At 64.2% G+C, this 6,371-nt stretch carries 7 protein-coding genes; 4 read left to right on the top strand and 3 right to left on the bottom strand.

Going from position 1 to position 6,371, the window contains the following annotated elements; all coding sequences use genetic code 11:
* Together EOD15_RS26160 and EOD15_RS26155 are read right to left on the bottom strand one after the other, a co-directional pair.
* Positions 1-630: bifunctional 5,10-methylenetetrahydrofolate dehydrogenase/5,10-methenyltetrahydrofolate cyclohydrolase (locus tag EOD15_RS26160; RefSeq protein ID WP_148129645.1), on the bottom strand; the 630-nt coding region annotated here is incomplete at its 3' end.
* A gap of 261 nt (positions 631-891) precedes the next feature.
* Positions 892-1,629: a L,D-transpeptidase gene (locus EOD15_RS26155; protein WP_127318604.1), complete on the bottom strand. Its 738-nt coding sequence runs from the start codon at positions 1,627-1,629 to the stop codon at positions 892-894.
* Between the two features lie 215 nt (positions 1,630-1,844).
* On the opposite strand from EOD15_RS26155, the gene EOD15_RS26150 reads away from it, so the two are divergent.
* Positions 1,845-2,483 (top strand): DNA-3-methyladenine glycosylase I, encoded by a 639-nt coding sequence (locus tag EOD15_RS26150; RefSeq protein WP_127318602.1) that lies wholly within the window; start codon positions 1,845-1,847, stop codon positions 2,481-2,483.
* Positions 2,484-2,485: 2 nt separating this feature from the next.
* Here EOD15_RS26150 and EOD15_RS26145 read toward each other — a convergent pair whose 3' ends face one another.
* Positions 2,486-2,737: a hypothetical protein gene (locus EOD15_RS26145; RefSeq protein ID WP_127318600.1), complete on the bottom strand. Its 252-nt coding sequence runs from the start codon at positions 2,735-2,737 to the stop codon at positions 2,486-2,488.
* Between the two features lie 461 nt (positions 2,738-3,198).
* Here EOD15_RS26145 and hisS point away from each other — a divergent pair, with 461 nt between their 5' ends.
* From hisS to hisG, 3 genes are all read left to right on the top strand, one after another.
* Complete coding sequence (gene hisS / locus EOD15_RS26135; protein ID WP_127318598.1) at positions 3,199-4,701, top strand: histidine--tRNA ligase; 1,503 nt, start codon at positions 3,199-3,201, stop codon at positions 4,699-4,701.
* Between the two features lie 60 nt (positions 4,702-4,761).
* Entirely contained in the window at positions 4,762-5,883 is a 1,122-nt protein-coding gene (locus EOD15_RS26130) for an ATP phosphoribosyltransferase regulatory subunit (RefSeq protein WP_127318596.1), read from the top strand.
* Positions 5,880-6,371, top strand: a 492-nt coding sequence (gene hisG, locus EOD15_RS26125) for an ATP phosphoribosyltransferase (RefSeq protein ID WP_127408972.1), incomplete at its 3' end; no start/stop codon positions are given. The genes EOD15_RS26130 and hisG, both read left to right, overlap by 4 nt.

The raw sequence follows: 6,371 nt of genomic DNA, 5'->3' as shown, positions 1-6,371 counted from the left end.
GAACAGCGCATCGGCGCGCCTTGCATGGGCGGCGACCGACCGCGTCATGTGGTGGCACACGGTCACCGTCGCGCCTTCGCTCATCAACAGGAAGGCGATCGGCTTGCCGACGATTTCCGAATGGCCGACGATCACGACTTCCAGTCCCTTGAGGTCGAGGCCGGTTTCCTTGAGCAGTTCGACCGAGGCGGCCGCCGTGCAAGGCGCGAGATCGAGCTGGTTGTAGACGATGTTGCCGATCGAGGCCGGATGCATGCCTTCGACATCCTTCAGCGGATGCACCGCCGCCTGCAATGTCCTGATCGGGATATGCACCGGGACCGGCCGCTGGATGATGATGCCGGTAACGCGCGGATCGGCATTCAGGCCGTGAATGGCCGCTTCCAACTCGCCTGCCGTGATGGTGGCGGGAAAGCGCCGCTCCTCGAAATCGATGCCGGCGAGCTCAGCCTTGGCGCGCTGGTTGCGCACATAAACATCCACCGCATCGGTGTCTCCGACGGTGATCGAGATCAGCTTGGGCGGAAAGCCCTCGGCTTTGGCGATCGCGGCGTCCTCGCGAACGGCGGCGATGATGCGCTGGGCGACCGGGCCGCCCTTGAGATAACGGCTGTCTTCGGACAGGGGCATGGGTGAACTCTTTTGTGGAACTAGCCACCGAGATAGCAAAAGAATGCGGTAAAGGGCAGCATGAAAGCGAACCGCTATGCCCGTTGCGCGACGCGTGGGCGACCTTCTGCCCTCGATTTCTGCTCAAAAACGGAAAGGGCAGCGCGGTTTCCCGTGCTGCCCTTCCTGACCGGCCGCATCCCCATACGGCCCGTCCCCCGTTGTCCCTAAACCGGCCCGAAAAGCGGACTGCTTTGCTGGCCAGGTGATTCGCAAGGATTATTATATCACCTCGACCGTGGTTCCGACATTGACCCGCTCATAAAGGTCGACGACGTCCTCGTTGCGCATGCGGATGCAGCCTGACGACACCGCGCCGCCGATCGTCCACGGCTGATTGGTGCCGTGGATGCGGTATTCGGTCGTGCCGAGGTAGAGCGCGCGGGCGCCAAGCGGGTTCTCCGCGCCGCCGGCAAGATGGGTCGGCAAATAGCGGCCCTTGGCGGCTTCGCGCTTGATCATCTGCGCCGGCGGGCGCCAGTCCGGCCACTCGCGCTTGTTGGTGATCTTGTGCGTACCCGACCATTCGAAGCCCGGCTTGCCGGTGCCGACGCCATAGCGCCTTGCCTTGCCGTTCTTCTCGACGAGGTAGAGGAAGTTCTGGGTGGTGTCGATGACGATCGTGCCCGGCTTCTGGCCTCCGTCATAGTCGACTTCCTGCGGCAGGTAGATCGGGTTGATCTGAGGACGCGCGAGCATGCGCTTGGCCGGCGGCTGCACCGCCGCCGTCTGCACCCGGTCGGGCTGCGCCAGGCGCAGGCGCCGCTGTTGCTGGACGACCTGGCGGTTCTGGCGCACGATACCGGGTGCCTGGCCAAGCTGCAGCACCCAGGGTGCTGAAAGGTCGGGGCTCACCATTACCGGCGGCCTGTCGGCATAGCGGTCGCCGGCGGTTGAGGGTGTGACGCCGGCGGCAAACACAGCCACGGCGCCGAGCACGGGAAACAACACTGTCTTCATCGTAACGCACCTTGATCGTCTGATACAAAACGGGTGGAAACGTCCTCCCGGTTCGGCGATCATTGGCGCGCAAGCAGCAACCGAAACATGAATCGGAATGCGTAAAATGCGGAACTGTCGGTAAACCTTTTGGTGTGGTTACCGCAGGGTTCAGGAATCTGGTAAAGCCGCAGTAAATGCCGCGCAAAAGCGCGTTAACGAACGGATTTTGGCTTATGGACAAGGAAAACACCGGCCTGCTCGCCGGCTCTGATGGTGTCGCGCGCTGCTTCTGGCACGGCAATCTGCCCGACTATCTGCACTACCACGATCATGAATGGGGCCGGCCTGTGGCCGACGACCGCAGGCTGTTCGAAAAGATCTGCCTCGAAGGCTTTCAGTCGGGCCTGTCGTGGCTGACCATCCTGCGCAAGCGGGAGAATTTTCGCGAAGCCTTCGCCAATTTCGAGATCGACAAGGTCGCCGCCTTCACCGACAAGGATGTCGAACGCCTGCTCGGCAATGCCGGCATCATCCGCCATCGCGGCAAGATCGTCTCGACCATCAACAACGCCAAGCGCGCCCGCGAGATGGCCGATGAATTCGGCTCGCTGGCCGCCTGGTTCTGGAAGTTCGAACCCGGTAAGGACGAGCGGCCGCAAATCGTCGACCTCGCCCATCTGCGCGCCAACCCGACAACGGCCGTCTCGGTGCGGATTTCGAAGGAACTGAAGAAACGCGGCTGGAGCTTTGTCGGCCCGACCACGGTCTACGCCTTCATGCAGGCCATGGGCCTGGTCAACGATCACCTCGAAGGCTGCGTCTGCCGCAAAGAGGTCGAGAAGCAGCGGAAGGCTTTCAGGCGGCCGAAATAGGCTCAGGTGCCGTTGGCGCTGGCCAGCACCAGGCCGGCGACGATCGCCACCACCGTGGCCACGGTCGGATAGATCACCAGCAGGCCGGTCATCAACGCGTCGCGCATGGATGGTCCCTTGCCGTTGTCGACGGGTACTTCGAACGGGCCGGCAGCCTGGCTGATCATTTTCGGGGCGTCGATGTCGGCCGGGCGCAGGCGTGCGGGCAATTCGGCATCGCTGTCGATGGCGTGGAATCTTGCTGTGCTGGTCATGGCCGCGAACCCCTCATTTCCCGCGTTTATCTCTTGCGATTGTGTCGGCACGATGCCGCACCCATGGCGGGATTGTTTCATTTGCGGTGCGGTTTTGTTTCAGAGCTTGGCTCGGGTGGTAGGCCCAAATCTTGGTCGTTCTGCGCCGCCGCTCATCGCCCTGCCGGGCACTTCTCCCCGTATAGCGACGGGGAGAAGGACGCCCTCGTCGATGGTTTCGCCAGTCGTCCAGGTTGCAAGAAGAATGCCCGAGTCCGCGTTCAGCTCTCTTCTCCCCGTCACTATACGGGGAGAAGGTGCCGGCAGGCGGATGAGGGGCGGCGCTGTACTTGCAAAGCTATCGAACTGTTCCTAGCCACCTCGTAGAGAGGGTGCAAACCCTTGCTGGTCCTCGCCGCTTCGGTTAGGACACGCCCACTCGCAATATCTCATCGATTACTTAGCAAAAAAGACCCCAGCCCATGGCCGATAAATCGGAAAAGACGAAAGCGCGACTGCCGCGCGGTTTTGCCGACCGCAGCGCCGAGGACATCCGCGCCGTCGAGAAGATGATGGCGACGATCCGCTCGGTCTATGAGCTCTACGGTTTCGAACCGGCAGACCAGCCGCTGATCGAATACACCGATGCGCTCGGAAAATTCCTGCCCGACCAGGACCGGCCGAACGAAGGCGTGTTCTCCTTCCAGGATGACGACGACCAGTGGCTGTCGCTGCGCTACGACCTGACCGCGCCGACGGCCCGTTTCGTCGCCGAGAATTACGAGCGCCTGCCCAAGCCTTACCGCAGCTATCGCTCCGGCTGGGTGTTCCGCAACGAGAAGCCAGGCCCCGGCCGCTTCCGCCAGTTCATGCAGTTCGACGCCGACACGATCGGTACGCCGGGCGTGGCCGCCGACGCCGAGATGGCGATGATGATGGCCGACGTCATGGAAGCGCTCGGCATCAAGCGCGGCGACTACGTCATCCGCGTCAACAACCGCAAGGTGCTGGATGGCGTGCTGGAGGCGATCGGCCTCGGCGGTGAGGAGAATGGCGGCCGCCGGCTGACGGTCCTGCGCGCGATCGACAAGCTGGACAAGCTCGGGCCGGAAGGCGTGAAGCTTTTGCTTGGCCCGGGCCGCTGGGACGGCGGCAAGGAGGGCGAGGGCGACTTCGCCAAGGGCGCCGGGTTGAACAACGGCCAGGCCGAGGCGGTTCTTCTCGCGACCGCGAGGACCATACAGGCCGGCCAGGATTCCATGGTCAGTTCGAACGCCATCTACCAGGAAGGCGTCGGCGAACTCGCCACGATTGAAGCGCTGGTCAGGGCGGCAGGATATGGCGAGGACCGTATTGCCATGGACCGCTCCGTCGTGCGCGGCCTCGAATACTACACCGGCCCCGTCCTCGAAGCCGAGCTTCTGGCCGAAATCCCCAACGAAGACGGCCAGATCGTGCGCTTCGGTTCGGTCGGTGGCGGCGGGCGCTATGATGGCCTGGTGTCGCGCTTTCGTGGCGAGCCGGTGCCGGCGACCGGCTTTTCCATCGGCGTCTCCAGGTTGATGACGGCGCTGAAGAACCTCGGCAAGCTCGACGCCTCGGACGTGATCGCGCCTGTCGTCGTGCTGGTGATGGACAAGGACACCGACAGCCTCGGCCGCTACCAGAAGATGGTGGCGGAGCTGCGCGCCGCCGGCATCCGTTCCGAAATGTATCTCGGCGGCGCCGGCATGAAGGCGCAGCTCAAATATGCCGACCGGCGCGGCTGCCCGGTCGCCATCATCCAGGGCGGCGACGAGCGCGCCAAGGGCGAGCTGCAGATCAAGGACCTGATCGAAGGCGCGCGCATGTCTGCCGAAATCGCCGATAACGCCGAATGGCGCGCCGCCCGCCCGGCACAGGTGACGGTGGCGGAGGGGGAGCTGGTCGTCGAGGTGAGGAAGATATTGGCGGCGCAGGCTGAGGAGAGGGCGCGTGGCAAGTAGAGGCCGCGTTGGCGCCTCTGGTTTGGGACCAGAGGGTCGTGCAGCACTGAGGTCAGCAAGTTGACCTCCCGCACCCCCGCCATCTCCACCGACATCACCAACCTCTTCGCCACGCGCAACACGCACGCCGTCGAGGTCGCCATATTGCAGCCGGCGGACCCCTTCCTCGACATGGCCGGCGAGGATTTGCGCCGCCGCATCTTCCTGACCGAAAGCGAGACCGGCCAGACGCTGTGCCTGCGGCCGGAATTCACCATTCCGGTCTGCCTCGACCACATAAGTTCGCAGGCCGGCACCCCGCGCCGTTATTCCTATCTCGGCGAGGTGTTTCGACAGCGCCGCGAAGGCGGCAACGAGTTCTTCCAGGCCGGCATCGAGGATCTCGGTGACCGCGATACCGCTGGAGCCGATGCCCGCTCGGTGGCCGATGCGCATGCGCTGCTGTCGCTGGTGCTGCCCGGCCAGGCATTGGCGATCACGCTCGGCGACCAGACTATTTTCGAGGCGGTTCTGGCTGCTCTCGGGCTGCCGCGCGGCTGGCGCATGCGCCTTGCCCGTGCGTTCGGCTCGGCGCCGATGCTTGAGGCGGCACTCGCCGATCTCGCCAACCCGCCGCGCAACAGCCAGCTCTCCGGTCCAGTCGCCGCCCTCGTCCTCGACGGTGATCTGGACGGTCTTTCCGCCCATATCGCCAGCGGCATGGAAGAGGCGGGCCTGTCGGCGTCCGCCGGACGCGCGCCGTCCGACATTGCCCGGCGGCTGATCGAGAAAGCCGAGTTGCGCAGCGTTCGGTTGTCGAGCGAGGCCTTTTCCGCGCTGAAGGATTTTCTGGCGATCGACGTGCCGCTCAATAGCGCGGCCCAGGCACTGGAGACCTTCGCCACCGGCGCCGGGCTGTCGCTCGATGTCGCGCTGGAAAAGTTCGCTGCCCGCGCCAAGGCGATCGAAGCGCATGGCTTGCCGGCCGAAAAAATCCGCTATGACGCCGCCTTCGGTCGCCCGCTCGATTACTACACCGGCCTGGTTTTCGAAATCGCGGCCGACAATGGCGACAGGCCGCTGGTCGGCGGCGGCCGCTATGACCGACTGCTGACCTTGCTTGGCGCGAAGACGCCTATCCCCGGCGTCGGCTTTTCTGTCTGGCTCGATCGCATCGAGGCATTGCGGGAGACGGCGCCATGATCACGCTGGCAATCCCGTCGAAAGGCCGACTGAAAGAACAGGCGCTGGAAGTACTGGCCAAAGCCGGCCTCGCCGTCAGCCTGCCCGGCGACGAGCGCAAATACCATGCCCGCGTCGAGGGCCTGGACGATGTCGAAGTGGTGTTCCTGTCGGCTTCCGAAATATCAGGCGAGATCGGCCAGGGCGCCGTCGATCTCGGCATCACCGGCGAGGACCTGGTGCGTGAAAACCTCGCCGAGTGGGAGAGCCGCGCCGAAATCGTCGCCCGTCTCGGCTTCGGCAATGCCGATGTCGTGGTGGCTGTGCCGGACATCTGGCTCGACGTCGACACCATGGCCGATCTCGACGACGTCGCCGCCGATTTTCGCCAGCGCCATGGCCGGCGGCTGCGCATCGCCACCAAATACTGGCGGCTGACCCAGCAATTCTTCTCGCAGAAGCACGGCATCCAGGTCTATCGCATCGTCGAGAGCCTGGGGGCTACCGAA

Source organism: Mesorhizobium sp. M7A.T.Ca.US.000.02.2.1 (genome assembly GCF_003996995.1).
GTDB lineage: Bacteria > Pseudomonadota > Alphaproteobacteria > Rhizobiales > Rhizobiaceae > Mesorhizobium.
Note: the sequence above shows the minus strand (reverse complement) of the source record. Positions and strands in the feature narration are given on the sequence as shown.

Coding starts and splice junctions, on each gene's coding strand:
- hisS (WP_127318598.1), top strand. CDS start 3,199: ATGGCCGATAAATCGGAAAAGACGAAAGCGCGACTGCCGCGCGGTTTT.
- EOD15_RS26145 (WP_127318600.1), bottom strand. CDS start 2,737: ATGACCAGCACAGCAAGATTCCACGCCATCGACAGCGATGCCGAATTG.
- EOD15_RS26150 (WP_127318602.1), top strand. CDS start 1,845: ATGGACAAGGAAAACACCGGCCTGCTCGCCGGCTCTGATGGTGTCGCG.
- EOD15_RS26155 (WP_127318604.1), bottom strand. CDS start 1,629: ATGAAGACAGTGTTGTTTCCCGTGCTCGGCGCCGTGGCTGTGTTTGCC.